General features: G+C 73.2%; 1 protein-coding gene and 1 pseudogene. Both read right to left on the minus strand.

The window, feature by feature from the left end:
* Positions 1–258, minus strand: a pseudogene (locus tag ABEB00_RS35900) (peptidoglycan-binding domain-containing protein); the annotation flags it as partial.
* Between the two features lie 95 nt (positions 259–353).
* A partial coding sequence (locus ABEB00_RS35905) for a hydrolase (RefSeq protein ID WP_345624929.1) occupies positions 354–1,420 on the minus strand: 1,067 nt, incomplete at its 5' end.

Here is a 1,420-nt window from a genome sequence, read left to right on the forward strand (position 1 = left end):
TACCGCGTACGGGTTCGGACCCGCCGCCGCGTCGGGCGTGCGCGGCGGGGCGAAGGCCAGCTCCACCGTCCCCGTCGTGCCCGGGTACAGCCGCACCGTCTGCGGCTCCACCGTCATCCAGGGCGCGAGATCCCCTACGGGCTCGAACCGGTACTCGTCCACCACGTCGCCGGTGTTGCGCACCCGCAGCCGTACTCGCGTACTGCTGCCGGGGTCCACCGTGGTGGAGGCGGGCTCTAGAGAGGTCCACAGGCTCACGCCCCGACGCTACGGGAGGGCCCGCGCCGCGTCAGGAGACGGGCGGGCAGACCGGGTTGCCCCCACAGTCCCCGCCGGTGCGCGCCGGGCCCGGCTCACACCGTGAACCGGACCGCTTCGAGCTGGAGTCTGGCCTCCATCGGGCTGCCGCCGTACATCCACTCGGCGGGCTTGGTGCAGCCCATCCCCAGCCAGCCGCGGTCCTTCACGTTCGCGTTGTGGCAGACGGAGCCCTCGTTGACGCCGACGGTGAACCCCTGCAGCGGGGAGACGGCCTCCTTGGTGGAGCCCAGGTACATGTCCACGCCGTTCTTCGCGCTCGCCCACTTGCTCCCGGTCAGCCAGCCCTCGACGACATGGGCGCCGTTGCCCTCGACGCCCTTGGTGCCGGCGACGGCGATGTTCAGGGCCTTGATCGGCAGGCCCTTGCCGACCGTGCCGGCCTCGGCGCCGTCGCAGACCGGCTCCTGCCAGCCCTGGTCGGCCACATAGGCGCGGTAGCAGATGTGGCGGCCCTCGCTGCGCGCGGCGATCTCCAGGACCGCCGTGGCCGCGGTCCGCTCCTCGGCCTTCGCCTCCTTGGTCGCCTCGCCGCCACCGCCACCGCCACCGCTGCCGCTGCCGCCGTCCTTCGGGGTCCGGGCCGGCGTGGGGATCACCGGGGCGGCCGCCGCGCTCGGCGCGGACGGCTCCGGGACCGGTACCGGCTCGGCGGACGGGGACGGCGGCAGAGTGCTGACGCCCGCCTGTTCGAGCTGCTCGGCGGCGAGGCTGCGCACCTGCGGCTTGTAGGCGAGCCAGATCATCACGAACGCGATGGCCAGCGCCAGGAACACGCCGAGGAAGGTCGCCAGCCAGCGCGGCAGGAAACTGCGCTGGACGTAGGTGCCGTCGACGTCGAGGGGTTCGACCCCCGAGCGCTGCACGGCCAGCTTGTACGGCCGCTCCTCCTTCGACCCGAACCAGATCACCCGCTGCGGGCGGAGCGTCCCCTTCACGAACACCGCGCGTCCGGGCTCGATCTGCACGCTCGCCGGACGCAGGTCGTAGGAGAGGTGGTCGCCGGTGTCGCTGCCGGCGACCGACGCGGTCACCTTGGTGTTGCCGAGGTTGTCGACGGCGAGCCGGGGCTTGCCCCGGAACCGGCCCCTCACGGTCGGCG

It is taken from the genome of Streptomyces ziwulingensis (assembly GCF_039542605.1).
Classification (GTDB): domain Bacteria; phylum Actinomycetota; class Actinomycetes; order Streptomycetales; family Streptomycetaceae; genus Streptomyces; species Streptomyces ziwulingensis.